General features: G+C 37.0%; 13 protein-coding genes and 1 pseudogene. All 14 read right to left on the minus strand.

Annotated features, from left to right (window positions below):
• Positions 1-164: 164 nt before the first annotated feature.
• Positions 165-1,268, minus strand: a pseudogene (locus ACROAE_RS01800) (ISAs1 family transposase).
• Positions 1,269-2,133: 865 nt separating this feature from the next.
• Positions 2,134-3,285: an EpsG family protein gene (locus ACROAE_RS01805; protein ID WP_432399231.1), complete on the minus strand. Its 1,152-nt coding sequence runs from the start codon at positions 3,283-3,285 to the stop codon at positions 2,134-2,136.
• Positions 3,272-4,546, minus strand: coding sequence for a hypothetical protein (locus ACROAE_RS01810; protein ID WP_432399232.1), 1,275 nt, complete (start codon positions 4,544-4,546; stop codon positions 3,272-3,274). Before ACROAE_RS01810 ends, ACROAE_RS01805 begins: the two co-directional genes overlap by 14 nt.
• 3 nt (positions 4,547-4,549) lie before the next feature.
• Positions 4,550-5,977, minus strand: coding sequence for a lipopolysaccharide biosynthesis protein (locus ACROAE_RS01815; protein WP_432399233.1), 1,428 nt, complete (start codon positions 5,975-5,977; stop codon positions 4,550-4,552).
• Between the two features lie 109 nt (positions 5,978-6,086).
• A complete protein-coding gene (gene rffA / locus ACROAE_RS01820; protein WP_432399234.1) occupies positions 6,087-7,223 on the minus strand; it encodes a dTDP-4-amino-4,6-dideoxygalactose transaminase in 1,137 nt (378 codons plus the stop codon).
• Positions 7,210-7,773 carry an acyltransferase gene (locus tag ACROAE_RS01825; RefSeq protein WP_432399235.1) on the minus strand — a complete coding sequence of 188 codons (564 nt, stop codon included), beginning with the start codon at positions 7,771-7,773 and terminating at the stop codon, positions 7,210-7,212. The genes rffA and ACROAE_RS01825 overlap by 14 nt, the downstream gene beginning before the upstream one ends.
• Before the next feature lie 3 nt (positions 7,774-7,776).
• Positions 7,777-8,652 (minus strand): glucose-1-phosphate thymidylyltransferase RfbA, encoded by an 876-nt coding sequence (gene rfbA / locus ACROAE_RS01830; RefSeq protein ID WP_432399236.1) that lies wholly within the window; start codon positions 8,650-8,652, stop codon positions 7,777-7,779.
• Positions 8,653-8,707: 55 nt separating this feature from the next.
• Positions 8,708-9,778: a dTDP-glucose 4,6-dehydratase gene (gene rfbB, locus ACROAE_RS01835; RefSeq protein ID WP_432399237.1), complete on the minus strand. Its 1,071-nt coding sequence runs from the start codon at positions 9,776-9,778 to the stop codon at positions 8,708-8,710.
• A 160-nt stretch (positions 9,779-9,938) separates the two neighbouring features.
• On the minus strand, positions 9,939-10,901 hold the full coding sequence (locus ACROAE_RS01840; protein ID WP_432399238.1) for a Wzz/FepE/Etk N-terminal domain-containing protein: 963 nt from the start codon (positions 10,899-10,901) through the stop codon (positions 9,939-9,941).
• Positions 10,902-11,070: 169 nt separating this feature from the next.
• A complete protein-coding gene (locus ACROAE_RS01845; RefSeq protein ID WP_432399239.1) occupies positions 11,071-11,232 on the minus strand; it encodes a four helix bundle protein in 162 nt (53 codons plus the stop codon).
• Positions 11,233-11,409: 177 nt separating this feature from the next.
• Positions 11,410-13,881: an SLBB domain-containing protein gene (locus tag ACROAE_RS01850; protein ID WP_432399495.1), complete on the minus strand. Its 2,472-nt coding sequence runs from the start codon at positions 13,879-13,881 to the stop codon at positions 11,410-11,412.
• Positions 13,882-14,444: 563 nt separating this feature from the next.
• Positions 14,445-14,936, minus strand: coding sequence for a transcription/translation regulatory transformer protein RfaH (gene rfaH / locus ACROAE_RS01855; RefSeq protein ID WP_432399240.1), 492 nt, complete (start codon positions 14,934-14,936; stop codon positions 14,445-14,447).
• Between the two features lie 340 nt (positions 14,937-15,276).
• Positions 15,277-15,834 carry a DUF4136 domain-containing protein gene (locus ACROAE_RS01860; protein WP_432399241.1) on the minus strand — a complete coding sequence of 186 codons (558 nt, stop codon included), beginning with the start codon at positions 15,832-15,834 and terminating at the stop codon, positions 15,277-15,279.
• Between the two features lie 1,036 nt (positions 15,835-16,870).
• On the minus strand, positions 16,871-18,613 hold the full coding sequence (locus ACROAE_RS01865) for a sugar phosphorylase (protein WP_432399242.1): 1,743 nt from the start codon (positions 18,611-18,613) through the stop codon (positions 16,871-16,873).
• Between the last annotated feature and the right edge of the window lie 6 nt (positions 18,614-18,619).

The raw sequence follows: 18,619 nt of genomic DNA on the forward strand, positions 1-18,619 counted from the left end.
GGCGTTATCTGAAGTAATGTACTACGTTTGATGATCGGGGCCAACGGACTGGCCCATACTAAGACAACAACTATGACCTTCTGGGCGGTTACAAATATCTTCCTGTCTGTATGTTATTTAAATTCTTTGAACAGCAGCTCAACCTGTCAACTGCCAGGGGCTGATTACACTTTTTGACCTGCGCCAAAAATAATCTCTTCCCTGAAATCATCACTCCAACAAGCCCTATTAAATTTCTGATTCTGGCTAGTTTTAGCGGGATGTAGCTTCACTAGATTTAACGCCCAACGCCTTAAAATAGCCAGAATACTGGCACCATCCTCATCATACATTTTCTGCTTATCTTCTTGAAATAGTGTATCTAAAAGCCAATGCTGACTATTTACCGTTTGCTAGTGAGCCCTAATCGCTGTACCAAAGGCTTCTGATGTCAGCACTGTATTGCTGACATAAAAATGCGTATCTATACTGGTTTTGTTACCCACTTTTCGATGACGCTCTACTGCGATTAATGTTTTTAATTGAGACCATTTCATCTTTATCTCAGCGGGTAAATTCAATGGACACTGAAATGTTATCCGCTTTTCAACTCGACCATGGCCTTTATCGTCTTGCGTAAAGCATTCAGCATCAGGGGTATTTGTAATGTAATCAGCAAATTGTGCCTGTATTGCCTCGTACAGGTTGGGCTGATTACCTTTGACTTGCAAAATACAATGCCCACCTTCTTTGACAATATAATCAAGTGTTTGCATCTGACAATGCAGCGCATCAAATGTCAGTAACTCAGACTTCAAATCAAGACACGTCAGCAATTCTTGAACGAGTTTGAGCTCACTCTTTTTACTCGCAACTGATTTAGCGCTGAAGACTAAACCAGAGCCGGTATGTAACGCTGCGCTTGAGGCTGATGCTGATGCTGATGCTGATGCTTTGGCACCTTTAAGCACTTTCCCATCAATCGCAATAGAAGAAAGTCCTGTGCTAAGCCGATGCTCGTTGACCCAACTCAACAAGGCATCTAACAAGGAATGCTTTGATACTCCTCTGAAGATGCGACCAATACTCTGCTGGCTGGGAATACCATTAGCGAAGGGGCGATATTTACGAAGCCACATAGGTTTTAATGTCCCGAACTCGTGGCAATCGGCCCAACTTTGCGCACATGATATCACTGCGCTTAGGACGAGGAAGCAGATATCAATGACATCATGTTCTTGATTTATATGGGAACGGCAATCAGTAATCTTATCGAGATGTTTAAGCATATTAAGTATAAAGACAAAGAAAAAGAGTGCTATTTGATCACACTGGCGAGATCAATCAGCTATTTTTAATTCTTTGTTTTTAAGAAGGATGTATAATAAGCCTCTGGTCAACTGCGACGATAAGTCACCATTATATCATCGACAGAATAAGTCTCTAACAGCAAGTTTGTTAAGTAAATGCAGAAACGGCTTTTTATGATTACAGCGCTTTGCAACACGAAACTCCTGTTTTTCACTGCGGTTGTTTAAGTCAAGCTGACCAGGTCAACTGAATTCGGTCACCCTAGTTAAGTTCCTCAAAGGACTTATTTTATCTACTTATCCATAAGATAAAATTAATTGGAACTTTTGTAATCATTGTATCAATGTATTCGCTGCCATTTGTACAACATGGTGATGTAATTTATTACATCTAACTGATCAGCATAGCGAGTTCGATAACTTCGCCATAGAACCAATTCCAGTTTAAAGCTGCAAAAAAGCTTTCTGCTACGTTAACAACACACTTATTTACTCATAATATCTATAAATCCATGTGTTCTCTATATTCGTCTAAATTGATGACACATAACTTAACATCTTGCTCTTAATATATTATCAAGTGTGCTTTAGGTTTTCTTTGCTATATGGCTATTATCAACACATCACAAGCAAGTTGCGCTTACTTCGCTTATAATATAACCTGAGCAACTGGTATGAGTATGCATTATTGGCTCACTATGAATAATTTCAATACAGAATCACTTCCAATCACCCATAAAGTGATAACATTCCGAAAAATGTAGTTTAAAAACATACTAAATCTGTTAATGAAGGTTAGTAATCTCGCTTTGCCTAAAGGTCCTTTCTATGTATCCTCTCCAACTCAGTTATAATACCAGTCAAAGTAAAAGGTATCAAAATCTGCCATATATGAAAACAAACGGTACCCAAACAAAAAAAGCAAAAGAGAAAAACATACGATTTTCTTATAAAAGAAAGAGCTTCTTTTATATGCAAAAACAAAATACAGCAAGCCTATATCAAAAAACCAAGAAACTCTATAAAAGATAGCAAAATTATAACCTACTGCCCAACTTACTAAATTCATATATAAACAAAACTTAAAAAAAGACTCATAAATACTATCAGACTTAGATAATTCATTTTCTCTAAAATACAAAAGCAACATTAAAAATGAATATAAAATCCATCTCCAATAAAACAGAATAGGATTCCCACTAAACCCTTCAGATAAGCTTAAATATATTAAATATCTTGAAAAAAAAGACTCAATAAAAAACTCAAGAAAAACAGTAAAATTTATCATCCCAATAAAAAATATCAAAGGCAAAATCAAATAATACCTATCAATAACTTTCCTAGATGCAAAAAAAGCTGGAATAATAAAAATATAAAGTGAAGCTACATTATGAAACAACAAACCTAAGAAAAACAATGAAAAAGATCTTTTTAATTTACCTTCGATAAAATGAAGGCATGCTAATATTGTAAAAAAAACTCCAGTGGCAAATCTTATTTGTACGAAATAACTTTGAAAAAAAATACATAAAATAAAAGCTAAACAAGTATATCTTACACATTGAGGGAAACGTTTACAAATGCATAGAGTCAAAAAAACATTTAAAATTGAAAAGAAAATTATTAATACTTGATAATCAAATCCTAAATAGTGTAAAAAACTAGATAATAAGATAATCCCAGGCTCAATACCAAATGATGCTTCAATAGATTTCTTTATAGACTCAAGATTTATGCTATTAAAATCAGGTGCAAGATAAAATATATCTCTATAACTATAATAATCTGGTTCAATAGGTCCTTTAAACGCTACCAAAAGGAACAGAAAAAAATAAGAAATAAATATCAACAAAAAAGATATTTTTTTAGAATTAACATTCTCAAACTTGAACGTAAAAACACAAGTAATGACTGACAGATATGCAAAAAAAACAGGTAAATAATACACTGTAAACCACTCATTATTAAATTTATTTGCTAAATTACACTCTATCATATAACGAGTTTAATGGATGACCTTTATAAAAGCGTCTAGCAATAGCAGAAAATAATCGACTAAAATCATAAAAAACATATTCTAGTGCAGTTCTCTTTCTTAATTGCACTAACCTAAGGTCAGCATTTTCGAAGTTTGATGAACATAATTCCATACTAAATTCATGGCACGATGAAAGGTGACTACTTACAAGATTTTGTTTTTCTTGTTCATTCATCATTATAAATTTTAGAATCAAAGCTTTCACATCTATTAAAGGTAGATTAACTGATTTTAAGTTATAATCAAGTTTAGCGACTTCATTAAAATATCCATAAGAGAGAGGTTCGTCTAGAGATTCAACACCAACAATCGAACAAACACCAAGAGATGCAGCTTGTATAATGGCTGTACCACTTCCAACAAAAAGATCAAAATCACCTACGATCTCATCAAACTTAGCGTACTCTAAACTTCTAACTTGAAACACTGAATCGTCTAAATTTAAAGCTTTAATTTTCTCGTGCATTTCATCATATAGAGGGCCATCTCCATAGACATGATATTGAATACTAACACCCTTAACTCTTAATTCATTTACAACATCAATCATCCATAAATTATATTTTTTAAAATCTACTAACCTTCCAACTGAGCATATTTTAAACGGCCTATCACGACAAAAACCATCATACTTTCTGATTGTTTTTTCATAATCCTTGTGGATTGAAACAGTTCCTATTCTGAATGTTGCAGCACCATCTAAACTTATAGATGCATACTCTTTGTAGAAATCTATAATACTAGAACTAAACAAGAAGAGATTTTGTACAGGAATGCACTCAAATAAAACATTTCGATTAATGCATTCATAATATGGTAGTTTTCTATCCTTGCCCCAACAAAACTCCATTGAATGGTAAAAACCAACGGATATAGGCAAAGTAATACCAGAAACAGTACATATCTTCTCTGCAACCATTAATGCATTTCCGAAAGTAACATGTATACTTTTAGAATCTAACAATAGTAATTCCAGTTCTTTTTTCTTATAAAAAGCACTCAAATTTAAATACGGCAACAGAAAGCCAGATGCTAAATCATTAATATAGTAAATACCAGCATACTTATTGACTTCATCTAAAATATTATTATTATTAAGCTTTTTATTTGCTATTAATAACACATTAGTTTTCAATCCTGAATAAAACCTTTGTTTGACCAAGCGAGCAATAAATGTTTCTATCCCCCCCATACCTAAAGAATTGTGTATGATAAGCATCTATTATTTAACCCTCTTATATTCTCGATAAAGTTCATACATTGATTTGATTGACCTTTTATAAGTAAAAAGTGAAATACACATTAATAACATCCAAAAAAAAGTTAAATATATGGCATTAGTAGTATAATTAAACTTATAAAGTAAGATATGGGCAATAGATAGCAAAAGATAAGCAGAAGTTATTATATACAACTTCAATCTAGAAAAGCTTTTCCATAGCATTACACTGAACTCAGTTCTTAAAATGAAAAAGATATAAAAAGATATCATGGAGGAAAATGCAGCTCCAACAGCTCCTAATTGAGGTACAAATATGTAATTAAGTACCAAATTAATCATTAATGAAATAAAGCCTGCTAGAAACGAATAACCTGTTTTTTTAGATATTCCAATACCTATAACTGTTGATTCTGACAATAAATAAAATAATGGGGCAGCAGCACACCCAATTATAATGTATTCAATCGAACTATATGTCGCAGGTACAAAATTAACTAATAAACTAGAAGAAATCCCAAACAATGTCCAAATAACAACAACTAGAATTGAAATAAAATCTATAACTAATTTAAACCAATCAAAAGATACATTATCAGCATGCCAACGATAAACTGTTGGATGCCACAAATTACCAAAAATTGCTATAAAAATAACTACTACACTAGCAAAACTAGTTGCTATAGAGTAAATAGCTAACTCTTCTAAAGTAGATAAGTTTTTTATAAAAAAACGGTCAATTGAAGTTAACATCCAATATGAAAGCGTTGCACCAAATAGTGGGAATCCAAATCGGTACAATTCTATTAACTGTACCAAATCTAACTTAGCTTTAAAGGCATCAATTATATGTTCTCTATTAAATAAAACAAAAAACACAAATGCACTTCCTATCGAAATTGTGTACAACGTAATCAAAATAAGAAAATCAAAATCAATATGAAACAAATAAATGAATACTAACATTAATAACAAAACTAATTTTGGTATTACTTGTGACAATGAGAAAGCCCAACCCAAACCATGCATTCGTAGAAGTAAAGTTAATACACTATTCCCAAAAACAAAAAACACACAAACAATGAGTAAAAAATCAAAAGAAGTCCCATTTACACTAAATAATATATTTGAAAACTCAAGTCCACTAATCATCCACAAGAAAAAAAATAATAAAAAAATAAAAATACCTGGAAAAAATGTAGATTTTAAGAGCATGCTCCTATCTATATCTGCATAGAAATATCTAACATATGCTTGGTCTAAACCCATAGTCAGAAAAAGTGCAGCGCATGCTGTTGTAGCCTGTAAGATACTATACCTCCCAATATCCTCTGGTGTAAAAAACCAAGAAATTAAAGGCAGTGTAATTAAAGTTAATAGGGCCGCAATAATCGGCCCAACAGAAAAACTCAATAATTTATTATTATTCATACATAATTATGATTTGTTAAAAATACGATTCTAGCATGGCAATGATACTAATTTAAAAGTGAGTTAAACTTAATATTAAAACTCACTAGTAGCGGTATTAGTTAATGAGTTAGATATCAATATCAACTATATATTCGATGATTTTATCACATATAAAATCAACTTGTTCAAGCTCTAATTCATAAAACATAGGTAATCTAACAAGACAATCGGAATAATTATCTGAATAAATTAGAGCATCTCCATCATAGTTATCTATATAAAACTGACTGTTATGTAATGAAAGATAATGAAAAACTACATTAACAGATAATCCCTTTAAATAAGATATAAGAGAAGTTCTCTGTTCTAATGTTTTACATACTAAGTAGAACATATGTGCGTTATTTGTTGCATAGGCAGGCATATTCGGCAAGGATATATCTGATTCAACTAATGCGGTACTAAGCCTTTCATAATAGCGCTGCCATATAGCTTTACGCTTAGTTTGAATTTTTTCTATATTTTGTAGTTGCGCAAATAGGAAGGCAGCAATAATATCTGAAGGTAAGAACGAGGAACCTATATCAACCCAACCATATTTTGCAACTTCTCCTCTAAAAAATGACGTTCTATTAGTCCCTTTTTCACGAATAATTTCAGCTCTATTGATATATCTATCATCATTAATAACCAACATCCCACCTTCTCCGGCGATAATGTTTTTAGTCTCATGAAAGGAGAATGTACCAAAAGTACCAATACTCCCGAGTGGTACACCATTGTAAAAAGAATCTATTGCCTGAGCAGCGTCTTCAACAACCGGGATATTAAATCGATTCGCTATCTCCATAATACTATCCATATCACAAGCAACTCCTGCGTAATGGACTACCACAATGGCTTTCGTATTAGGGGTAATAAGTTTCTCTATTTGTGCCGGATCAATATTAGGATGATCATCACAACTATCTGCAAAAACTATTTTTGCTCCACGCAAAGCAAATGCATTCACAGTTGAAACAAAAGTATAAGATGGGGCAATAACTTCATCAAAGGGTTGAATATCGATTAAAATTGCTGCCATTTCTAGTGCATCAGTACACGAAGTAGTCAGCAAAACTTTTTTAAAGCCATATCGATGTTCAAAAAAATCATGACATTTCTTAGTAAAATAACCATCGCCAGAAATTTTACCTGACGTCAATGCTTCAGTGATATGAACTAATTCACTTCCATGAAAATATGGTTTGTTAAATGGAATCATTTTCTAAATACTCTGTAAATTTAATTAGTAGATTTTTATTACGATCTTTAATACGTTTGGCTGGTACACCGAAATATACACCCCATGGCATTGTAGGTTTATTAATCAAACTCATAGCACCAACTGAACAACCTTCTTCAATATTACATCCAGGTAATACTATTGAACCAGCACCAATGATCACATGTTTACCAATAAAAACAGCTTTGAAAGTTTCAGACTTATATTCTTTAGGAATAGTCGAATTTGTCATTGTTTCGCCTGTATAATCATCACTTTGCGACATAATATGACAACCATAAGCTACTGTTGAATAGCTATCTATATTTACACCAGGTTCACCACCTGCAATATTACAATAAACCGTAATATGAACATTTTTACCAATAACTATACGTCCAGATAAAACACAAAAGTCATCAACTCTTGAGTTATCTCCGATTTCAATTAACTCTGGGTTATAAATAACACACCTATTACTAATTTTTACGTTCTTACCCAGGGATTTGAATCCTAATTTTTCTATCTGTTTTTCTGTCAAAAAAGCCATATTTTATAAACCTTTATTTATACAGAGTGATAACAAATATTGACCATAACTATTTTTTGCCATTTGTTTAGCTGATTTAATAACGTCATCCTTGGTTAGCCAGCTATTACGTAATGAAATTTCTTCTAAACAAGCAATTTTATAACCTTGTCTTTTCTCAATAGTTTCCACAAATGAAGCCGCTTCTAGCAAACTTTCATAGGTTCCTGTATCTAACCAAGCAAAACCACGCCCTAAAAGTTCAACATTTAATTCGCCCATTTCAAGATACACTTGATTTATACTTGTTATTTCTAACTCACCGCGTTCAGATGGTTTTATATTTTTGGCAATATTAACAACTCTATTATCGTAAAAATATAACCCAGTTACAGCAAAGTCTGATTTTGGTTTAGCAGGCTTCTCTTCTATACTTATTGCCCTCTGAGCTTGGTCAAAATCAACAACGCCAAAACGTTCAGGATCTTTTACTTGATAACCAAACACAGTTGCACCTGTAGATCTTGACGCGGCTTTCTTGAGTATCGGTGAAAAACCTTGCCCCCAGAAAATATTATCCCCAAGAGCTAAACAAACATTATCTTGACCAATAAACTCTTCACCAATTAAAAATGCTTGCGCCAATCCGTCTGGACTTTGTTGCACGGCATATTTCAAACTAATACCAAAGTCACTCCCATCTCCTAATAGTCGCAGGAAAGAAGATTGATCCTCAGGAGTTGTAATAATTAATATATCCTTAATACCAGCAAGCATTAAGACAGAAATAGGATAGTAAATCATCGGCTTGTCATAAACAGGTAGTAACTGTTTCGATACGCCCTTAGTAATAGGGAAAAGACGAGTACCAGAGCCACCCGCTAAAATAATTCCTTTCATAAATTTCCTTTCTACATTCTAGAATGTAGCAAAAATAAGTTAAATAAAGTCTTAATCATGAATTTATGCCTAAACGCTCACGTTGATAGCTACCATCTTGCACATGTTGACACCATGTTTGGTTACTTAGATACCATTCGATGGTTTTACGTAAACCTGTCTCAAATGTTTCTAACGGTTCCCAGCTTAGCTCATGACTCATTTTAGTCGCATCAATTGCATAACGACGATCATGGCCTGGCCTGTCGGTCACATAAGTGATTTGCTCAGCGTAAAGAGTGTCTTTAGGCACTAGGGCATCTAAAATACTGCAAATGGTTTTAACCACTTCAATATTTTGTTTCTCGTTGTGACCACCGATATTGTAAGTTTCACCGACTTTACCTTTCGTCACTACTTTATAGAGTGCACGAGCATGGTCTTCAACAAAGAGCCAATCACGAATTTGATCACCTTTGCCGTAAATAGGAAGTGACTTCCCTTCTAACGCATTGAGGATCACTAATGGAATTAACTTCTCAGGAAAATGATATGGCCCGTAATTGTTAGAGCAGTTAGTTGCGATTGTTGGCAGACCATAAGTGCGTAGCCATGCTCTGACTAGATGGTCACTTGATGCTTTTGATGCAGAATAAGGGCTGCTTGGGGCATAAGGTGTGCACTCTGTAAACAATGGAAGCTCACCATCCTGCTCATCAGGATGAGGTAAATCACCGTAAACTTCGTCTGTGGATATATGATGAAAGCGAAATGTTTGCTTGGCATCGGCTGATAATTCATTCCAATACTCGCGAGTTGCTTCAAGTAACGTATATGTACCAACGATATTGGTTTGAATAAAGTCTGACGGTCCGGTAATAGAGCGATCAACATGAGATTCTGCTGCGAGGTGCATTACAGCATCAGGCTGGTGTTGTTTGAAGACTCTATCTAACTCAGAGCGATCGCAAATGTCGACTTGCTCGAAAACATAACGTTCACTTGACTCAACACTCACCAATGATTCAAGGTTACCAGCATAGGTTAGTTTATCGACATTGATGACGCTATCTTGGGTATTATTGATGATATGGCGTACTACTGCAGAGCCGATAAAACCAGCGCCACCTGTGACTAAAATTTTCATTTGTATGCTTCCGAATTTACTGTAACTACCTAAATATTAATAACGTTAGGTTAGGTGAATTGAATATTTTCTTTTTTACATCTGAACCTAAAACTCGGACTTATCATGTTTGACAAACTTTGACAAAAATAACACTTTGATTATTGATTATGAAGTAATTTTAATCATTTTTTCTAACGAAATATCTAATTAATACAAACATGACACCCAGCATTCCACCAAACATTGTGCCTAACACGCAGATTAGCGCTCGCTTAGGTTTAGACTTTTCTTCTGGTACTAATGCTGGGTCAATTGTTTTAAATACATACTCATCGCGAACTTCTGCAAACATGATTGTTTTTGCTTGTTCTTCAATGAGTTTATATAAAATAGAGCGAATGTCGGCTACGTTTGTTTGTTGAATTTTAGATTCTAAAAATGCAGTACTTTTAATCGCTTCTGCAACGTCACGCTCTTTCATGACGTTGTTAATGTCTTGCACTAACCAGTTAACCCACTGATGGGCAACAGCTGGAGATAAATGCTCTACCGATACGGTGACCATACCGGTTTCTTTTGCAGAGTTAACTGCAATAATTTTAGAGAACACTTTAAATGCTTCTTGCATTGAAGGCTCAGGTTTAAAGGGGGGCTTAACATCGCGAACCCAATTTTTTCGAGCTGCATCATACAAATCTACATCGTACGATAATGTATTGTCTGCCATGTTCCATTTTTCTGCAGCCATTAAATCAGGCAAAATGTCATGGTTTTGAATAAAATCACTGGCAAATTGGCGTGATTTCATGACTTCGATGGCCATTTGAGTTTTATCAACGCCACCACCGCCGCCTAAATTGATTCCCGCCATACTTGCCAAACCACCAAACTGGCCCGCAAGTGCTGCTAAGCCACCACCGCCTTGCTCTGAGTCTGCTGGAGATAATAACGCTTCAGACTTATATATGTTTGGTTGGTTAATCGCAAAAACAACTGCTCCGACAGCAAACACCATAGTGATAGCAATAATTAGCCACTTGCCTTGCCATATTACAGAAAATAACTCACGAAGGTCGATTTCGTCGTTTTGACGATTGCCGAATTCAGAGTCTTGTTGGTATTTGTTTAATTCATTGGACATTTAACGTTTGTCTCTTTGTTTGGGTTCTAGGTTCTAGGTTCTAGGTTCTAGGTTCTAGGTCAACATCATAATTTGCAGCGTCTTCTTTCACGCAACCTTTTCTTATTTTGATTAACGCATCAAGCATTGCTGAAATTTCTCTGGCTTCTTTAATAAGCTTTAATCCGTTCTATTTTTCTATAACACCTATTTCAATAGCTATAAAAATTTGTGTTGCTAGTTCCCCGGATGACCCTTTTGCAAAATATAAAAACCTTGCAGACTCAGCATGTGACTCTCGCTCTTCACCCTCAGCAATATTTGAAGCAATAGAAACTGCAGCTCGAGTCATTTAATCTTTCAAGCCATAATCACGGCAACTCTTTAATTCACAATAGGTATTACATGCCAATCTACTTGAGCGTTTCCATACTTCTAATTTTTTAAAACTAAATTCATTCATATAACCATCCTTGGCTCTACTTAATTTTGTTATCGCTTTAAACCCTAGGACCTAGAGTATGCTTATTTACAAGGTTGCGACTGCGGCTACTGCAATGGCGCTGTTATAGAGAATGGTAGTGACTTGTCCCCACAGGGTTAGGCTGTCTTTGTATTCGGTATCTAACGGTACAATGATGGTGTCGCCTGGTTCCATTTTACTGCTGCTGGTAAACCAGGTTGATTCGTTTGGCATGGCAACAGAACCGTCGGCTTTAATGATGTAAATACGATCATCATCAGCACGTTTTCGTGAACCGCCAGACAAGTCTAGATATTGGTCGAATGTGACACCGTCTTTGAATCTGTGGGTACTAGGATGCTGTACTTGACCCATGACTGATACAGTTTGATTTTTAGGTGGGACGTATAATGCATCACCGTCTTCTAAATCAAGATTCGCTTCGTCTATATTTAGTGCTATAGCATTTAAATCAACGATTAAACGCCCTGCAACTTGCACGTTTTCAAGCTCTTTAAGCATTAATTGCGCATCGGCATAGCCAACTGTTGGGGTGTCTTTGGTTAATGCTTTAGCGGCTATTTCGCGGCGTAACTCATCTGATAGTTTAGCGAGTTCTAAACGCTCTTTATCTTTAACCGATTGGCGTAAAAACACGGCGCTTTTTAATGATGCATCTTCGGTATAACTGCCGGCGCGTGCAATCGCATCTTTAAGCGTTTCACCACGTTGTATAGAGTAAGTACCCGGGAACTTAACCTCACCTTTGATGGTTATCCAACGGGTTTCTTGCCAATCTGGAAGCATTCTAACCGTTAGAATATCTCTGCTTTGTAATGCGATATTTGCTGATGAATCATGCATTAATTCACTAAGATTTAATTGTTGATGCTCGATTGTTACGCCATCTGTTTGTGAAATAACCTGACGCGTTAATTCGGCAGACATGGTATAAGAGCCCTCTTCAAGGCCACCAGCAGCAATTAATAACTCTTTTACATCTGCATTTGTTGTTAAAGGATACTCACCAGGGAAACGTACACTGCCGTTAATACTAACCAGCTTAGCTGCATCACCAAATCGACTTTGCTTTTTAAGTTGACTGATAACTGGTTTTAGAAGTTGTTCGCGGTCTTCATAATCGAATACTAAAATGGTATCTCGTGGTTGTAATGCAAGGTTGAATTCAGAAAAAGGTTCTGCAATCGCACGGCCTAGTGCAATACGTTGCACCTCAATATCACCACGTTGATTTACTTCACGTACCAGTAATGCATAATCTAAATCTGCCGTAATCGTTAAGTTACCCCAAATTGATGGCAGTAAGTCTGCCACTTTAATTTGGTTAACCCATTGATATTTACCAGGGCGGATGACCGCGCCTGCGATAGTAATGGCATTGTCGATGCGGTTAGAGGCTGATTTAACGTTTAGCACATCGCCGTTTTTAACTTGGGTTGATAAACCGCTATTAGCCGTTAAATCGACGTTAATTACAGTTTTAACAGCTTTGTCACTAAAACGTTCAACCACACTGGCTTTCGGAAATGCACCAGGGTTTAAACCACTGGCCATTTTGATCACATCTGCCATTGTTTCGCTGTGTTTAAGCTCATAGATGGCAGGACGACGAACTTCCCCCATAACGCTCACAGTTCCACCAGTCGATGGAATAAATACCACATCACCAGATTGCAAACGTTTGTCACCTGAAGCATCGCCGCGCATTAATAAGTCATAAAGGTCTAATGACCCGACGGTTTTACCTGAGCGCTTTAATTGAATATTACGTAATGAACCTATTTGGTTAATACCGCCAGAGATAAACAATGCTTGGGTAATCGTAGATAAACTAGAAACTGTATAAGAACCAGGCTTGTATGCATCGCCAGCAACAAAAATACGAATTGAGCGCAATTCCCCCATCGTAATGTTTGAATTAATGCCAATCATACTTTGAGCGATTTTATCTTGGAGCAAGTCTCTCGCTTCTGAAAAAGATAACCCTACTAATGATATTGGACCTAAATCTGGAAACTGTACTGCGCCATCGCGACCAACCATTAATTGGTAATTATTGTTTTCTTTACCATAGAGTTGAACATTAATGGTATCGCCAGGGCCAACCATATATTCAGCAGGTACAGGAACATCTGAAACTGGCGCAAACGTTGTAGGAGAACCGGCAAATAAATCATAACCAAATGGCTTTAGTTCTGATTTTTGTTCTGTTTCTCTTTCTTCAACACTTAATGTCGTTTTTGTTTTTTGTAAATTTGTTCGATCTTCTAATTCTTGTTGATTGTTTTTTACATCAGTATTTTGAACGACTCTAGGTTCGACTACTTGTGGGTTTTCAATTTTAGTTGTAGTTGTTGAAGCCGATAGCAATGAAGGGTCGATGCCATATTGTTTTGCTATGCGCTCTTGTTCTGATTTTGGCAGTTGTTTAAATTGCTCGATCATTTGTGGCGATGGCGTCACAGCCTGTACTTGCGTACTGAAAATAATAATGGCTGACAAGCCAGCAATTAACATGTTTTTGGTTTTATGCAACACCAGGTATCTCCAATATTATTTTAAATTAGGTTGTTAGGTAATAGGGTATAGGAACTCGCAAGCTCGCCAGAGGGCGGACTACGTCCTTCTAGGTCCTAGCAGCGTAGCGTCCAGGCACGCTACCGACCCGCGTGCCCGCATGGCGGGCGAGACGCCCTTCGGCGTCTGCTTAACGAATGAAACTTTTCATTCGATGTCCTTCGGACACGCTACCGCCCATGGATTACGGCTTCCAACTTGCCCTTCGCTATGCGAAATTTTAAATTTTTATGTACATATTTGCGCTATTTTTACGTTTTATACGTAATCAAGCGCGGAATTATACTTAAAAATGCACTGAGATGCTTTAGTTAAGACTCTAATAAACATTAAATATGTTAAACAAACGTTTAAAAACCACTTAATTGCTTACATCTCGAACACTTCGGCACAGTTTTAATCGTTTAAGTGTCGTTTTTGAAGTAAGCCTATGGCGAATCTCTTACAAATGGACAGGCTTAACACTGTACTTTCAAAAAAGGACAATCATATTCTGTCGTAAATCAAGCAGACTTAAGATTACTCAATTCGACTAAAATTCGTTTTTGCTGCCCCATAATTGTAAACAGTACATGGCAGCGTTTATCTGGGTTGTTTTCGTCGAATATAGCCTCAAGGTCTTTAAAGGGACCGTCTACGAATGTGACTTTATCGCCTTTGGTTATCGTTTTTTCAACGTCAGGGACATGCCCTTGAACGCGCCTTTTCAGCGCTGAAATAATTCGGTCGTCAATGGGGGTCATGTCTTCTCGACAGCCGACTATGCGATTAGCACCACGTGTATTGTGGATTTTGCTTACGCTAGTGACTTCTGGATCGAAATAGATAAACAGATAACTTGGGAAAAGAGGTGCCGTAACCATTTGGGTTTTATTACGAACCTTTTTTTGTTGGCTAATCATAGGTAAATAGCTTTCGACTTCTTGCAAAGCCAAATTTTGCTGTGCACGTAATTCTTCACGTGATTTGCAATACAGTAGATACCAAGATTTCATTGTTACTCGCTTGTTTAATTTACTCATCTGTCTGAGTAAGTGACGTCCCATTCACAGCAGTCAATAATAACAAACTTAGCGATTCTTTTGAAACCATTTAGGCTCTAAATGCCTATAAATACGCCACTTCTAGCACATAACCAACCAATAAAAATGGAAGAATGGGTTTACCTGAATCTAACATATTGATTTGCCTCGACAGATAAATACATTAGGGATTTATGGTGTGGGTGACAGTTAACTATAATTTATCTGTTTTTAGTAAAATAAAAAATAAACCTCGATTGAATATCGAGGTTTAGAGTAAGCATAACCATTATGTCTATTAAAAAACGAGCGCTTATTGGCCTGGTTTAGGTGGGTAATTCATCATGACAGAACCGATAGCCTGATTAATTGTTTCTACTCGCTCTTGTGGAGTACTTTGCTCTCTAACCGTGTCAGCAATCGTGCCGCGCCATATAAGCTTGCCGGTTTTATTGTCGACTAAATCAACCATTAATGTACCGACTTCATATTCACGCACTATCGTTTCTGTTTGCATTGAACCGGCGAGTCCCCAGCGCGGACCATAGTATGGGTTGTATCCGAAATGGCTATTAAAGGTGTCTACGTTGATTTTTTTATCGACTTTTGTAATGTAATTAACTAATAAGTCAGCGTTAGGTTTGTCGACTTTACTGATGCCTTTTTGGCTTAATTGAGTTTCAATTGCCGCTCGGACGCGTTGGTCCATAAGGCCATCTAAATGGTATTCAGTTTCGGTATTGTTTTTTTCTACCCAGGCGTAAGACTGGTATTGGCTAAAGTTTACCGATGGGTCAAAGTCTGAACTTGATTTTAAGGTACTACAAGCGCTTAACGCTAATACCGCGGCGGCGATAAACAGTTTTTTCATTACAGACTCCAAAACAATATGTTAATGCATATAAGCTTATAGAGCACAAAGATGTTGTCAAGTTAACTAGAATTTATAAATGTAGGTTATAGGTTCTAGGAACTCGCAAGCTCGTCAGAAAGGACTTAGTCCTTCTAGGTACTAGGTAGGTTTTAAATTTTACTCGCTCGTCATCCTCGAGGGCTTTTATCGGGGATCCAGGTGTTTCTGTTTATTTATATTTAATACTTTTAGATTTTAAGGTTAAACACGTAGGAGCTAACACCTGGATTCCGGCTCAACAGCATTGCCGGAAAGACGGAGTAGTGGGCGCTATTTCGAGGCTCAATCATTGTGTTGCTCCAGCGCACGTCATCCTCGAGGGCTTTTATCAGGGAACTAGGTGTTTCTGTTGACTTATATTTATGACTTTTAGATTTTAAGGTTAAACACATAAGAGCTAACACCTGGATTCCGGCTCAACAGCATTGCCGGAAAGACGGAGTAGTGGGCGTTATTTCGAGGCTCAATCATTGTGTTGTTCCACCGCTTGTCGTCCTCGAGGGCTTTTATCGGGGATCCAGGTGTTGCTGTTGACTTATCTTTAGGGTTTCAGATTTTAAGATTAAACACGTAAGAGCTAATACCTGGATTCCGGCTCTACAGCATTGCCGGAAAGACGGAATATTGGGCGGTGTTTGGATAACTCCAATCGTCCGTCTTCCCTGAGTACTTGTATTAGGAATCCAGTTATTGCTCCAACCTCCCGTCTTCCCTCAGTACTTGTATTGGGGCTAGCTGTTGCTAAACCGTTCGTCATCCTCGAGTGCTTTTATCGGGGATCCAGGTGTTGCTGTTGACTTATCTTTAGGGTTTCAGATTTTAAGATTAAACACGTAAGAGCTAATACCTGGATTCCGGCTCTACAGTATTGCCGGAACGACGGAGTTGTCGGAGGTGTTTGAATACTCCAATCCCCCGTCATCCCCAAAATGTTTGTATTTGAGATCCTGATATTGCTTTTAGTTCTATCACAACTTTTGATTCTCTTGCAGCTTTAGCCTTTATTACTGATCCATACGGTTTGATATGGTTGCAGTTGTATTGTTTTGGTGATGTCTTCAATTTGGATCCCGCTGAGTAAATCGATCCAGTATTCTGAAATCACTAGATTGAGCTCATTAATGGGCAAGTCGGTTACTTGGTCTGACACGTTACTGATGCAAAAAATACTTTGTTTACGGTTGCGGCTTTGACGCCAAAAGCCAAATAGTTGCAGGCCGAGGTGTAAGGTAAATTGCGTGGCATTTGGGTGAAATGCAATTTGTTGTGTGCGTATATTGATAAGCTTTGTCATCGCAGACAATACCTGGCTGTGAGTACTTTGCGCATCACTTAACTGTTGCTTTAAATTGTCTAGCTCCCAACGATGACGGTTGATGGCTCGGTTGTGCGAGGTATTGGCGAGCTTTTCATAATCATTACGCGTGCCCAGTAAGCTGTGTATGTAAATGCCAGGTATGCCTTCTAGCCCTAGCATGATGCTATGAGCACACATAAAGCGTTGCATGCCCCATAAATCTTTACCTTTTGTGGTGCCTTGCAGTGCATCGTAAAGTGCGATGTTCATCTCATACGGTTTTTGGGTGCCAGTTTCGGTGGTTCGTGCTGATATTTGGCCACCAAATTGCTTCATGGTATCGACGAGTGTTTCAATTTCATCGTCATCTAATAAGCCTTCAACCGGACGCAAACCAATACCGTCATGCGAGGCGATAAAATTAAAATATGTAGTGCCATCTTGTGCTGGCGGCATACTCATTAACCAACGCTTTAAATATAAACAACTGCCAGTGATTAAGGTGTTAATGAGCAAAGGAGGCAGTGAAAAATTATAAATACAGTGGGCTTCGTTGGCATTGCCAAAGTACGTTAGATTTTGTGTATTGGGGATATTAGTTTCGGTGATGATCATTGCATCGTTTTGCGCATGTTCAATAAGGGTACGCAATAAACGAATGACCTCGTGCGTTTGAGGCAAATTGATCGATTTAGTTCCTACCACTTTCCATAAAAATGCTACCGCATCGAGCCTAAATATACTCACTCCCGCATCCAGATACTGACGAATAATCGTCACAAATTCGATTAATACTTTTGGGTTTCTAAAATCAAAATCGACTTGGTCGTGGCTAAAGGTAGACCACACATATTGCGTTCCGCTAGGTGTTTCTGTCGGTCTTAACAGTTCCGATGTACGCGGCCTAACAACATCAGATAAATCATCGTTTGGTTGCGCGGTAAAAAAGTAATCATGACCAGGTCCATCACCTTTGCAGAAGTTATCAAACCACAAGCTTCGGCTTGAGCAGTGATTGATGACTAAATCTGACATTAAACGACGTTTACTCGCGATAGCACTGATATCAGCCCAGTCTCCTAAACTCTCGTTGACACTAGAGTAATCGATAACGGCAAAGCCATCGTCTGAGCTGTAGGGGAAAAATGGCAAAATATGCACGCCATTGATACAACCAACATAACTGTCGATAAATTGTGACAATGTAGTCAGTGGCCGCTCACCTTGCTGTAAAACACTATCACCGTAAGTGATCATGATGGTGTCTTTTTCAGACCAGTGATTGGCAAAAGGTTCTGGTACCTGGCTAAACTCGGTGATACGCATGATTTCTATGAGTGTTTGCGCCAAGGTGACAATCGATATATCGAGATCAATGTCTTTATAAATACACTCAAGTTGATGTTGCAGTTTTTGCTGTAGTCCATCCATTACTGACATAAGAAT

This window comes from Shewanella sp. MF05960 (assembly GCF_050849305.1).
Lineage (GTDB): Bacteria > Pseudomonadota > Gammaproteobacteria > Enterobacterales > Shewanellaceae > Shewanella.